The sequence below is a fragment of the Roseovarius dicentrarchi genome, assembly GCF_003316635.1.
Lineage (GTDB): Bacteria > Pseudomonadota > Alphaproteobacteria > Rhodobacterales > Rhodobacteraceae > Roseovarius > Roseovarius dicentrarchi.
In genome coordinates this window covers 1-1,459 of sequence record NZ_QNQP01000069.1, presented here as the reverse complement: position 1 = coordinate 1,459, position 1,459 = coordinate 1, and the positions used below count along the sequence as shown (strand labels likewise).

At 59.1% G+C, this 1,459-nt stretch carries 2 protein-coding genes; both read right to left on the bottom strand.

Features of this window, described 5'->3' with window-relative positions:
- Nucleotides 1–585, bottom strand: a 585-nt coding sequence (locus DQ230_RS16850) for an ATP-binding protein (RefSeq protein ID WP_113913702.1), incomplete at its 3' end; no start/stop codon positions are given.
- Nucleotides 582–1,459 (bottom strand): Mu transposase domain-containing protein (locus tag DQ230_RS16845; protein ID WP_113913701.1); only part of this gene is annotated, 878 nt, incomplete at its 5' end. The genes DQ230_RS16850 and DQ230_RS16845, both read right to left, overlap by 4 nt.

Sequence of the window (1,459 nt, the reverse complement as noted above, 5' to 3'; positions counted from 1 at the left end):
GTTGGTGGTGATGATGACGCTGGTTTTCTCGTAGAGCTTGCTGATCAGGTGGAACAGCAACGCGCCGCCGGATTTCGGGAACGGGATGTAGCCTAACTCGTCGATGATGACGCAATCCAGGGCCGACAGCTGCCGGATGATCTTCCCGGCATTGCCGTCGGCCTGTTCCTTGATCAGGGCATTGATCAGATCGACCGCGTTGAAGAAGCGGGCCTTCTTGCCGTTGTTGATCAGGGCGGTTCCAAGCGCGATGGCGATGTGGGTTTTGCCTGTCCCGGTTCCGCCGACCAGGATGAGGTTGTGCGCCTCTTCGGTGAACTGACCCGAGCAGAAGGGTTCGATCTGGGCCTTACTCACCGCGGCCGCGCCGTAATCGAAGGTGGCGAAGTCCTTATGATGGGGGAACTTCGCGATGCGCATTTGATACTGGATGGAACGCACTCGCCGCTCTACAGTTTCCGCGTCGATCAGTTGCTTTATCGCTGTGGTCAGACTTGGTGGCTTGCGCGCGGACAGCAAATCATGGGCGCAAGCTGCCATTCCATGCAGCCTCAAGGCGGTGAGTTGGTCGATGAGAGCGTTCATGCGGCAGCCTCCTCGGCCGAGCAGAGCGCCTCATAGCGCTTGCAGTCGGCCTCGGGCCGCACGGTCAGCTGCGGATAGACATTGCCCTCATTCAACGGCGTGATGATTGGCTCCACCAACTGGTTGATCAGATTGGTGATGGCAGGAAGGCGCAACGTGTTTTGTTCAACTGCCAGTTCGCAGGCCGTCTCCACCACCTCGATTCCGTGGTCCTGGGCCAGCAGAAGCAGATCGACGAACTCCCGGTCCCCGCCTTTGCCAGCCATGTAATGCTCCCTGATCCGATGCATGGCCTCAGGCAGTTGCCAGTCCACAAAAGGGGCGCCGTCGCGCAGAGCGCCGGGCTTGCGATCCAGTAGAGGAACATAATGCCAAGGTTCAAAGTAGCTGACGTTGCGGGTGAAGCGACGCTTGTGCTCGGCAATAACGTCCTGGCCTGACACCAGCACGATCCGGCCTGCATAGGCGCGCAAGGAGACATGCTGGCCTGCAAACCGGGAAGGCACGCTATAGCGATTGCTGGCATATTGAACCAGGCAGGTGGAACGGACCCGCACCGTCTTTTCCACATAACCATCAAAAGCCCGCCCCAGGGGGCGCAGCTCGGCGCGCTCATCTTCAAAAACCTCCGCAATCGTGCGGGACGATTGATCAGGATGGGCGCGGCTTGCCAATTCCTCGCAGCGCAGACGCAACCAGTTGTTCAGCCCATCCAGATCATCAAAAGCTGGCATGGGAACAAACAATCGGCCTCGTAAAAACTGGACCTGGTTCTCGACCTGTCCCTTCTCCCAACCCGACGCGGGGGTGCAGGCCACCGGCTCCATGACATAGTGGTTCATCAAGGCCAGGAACCGGGGATGGAATATCCGGT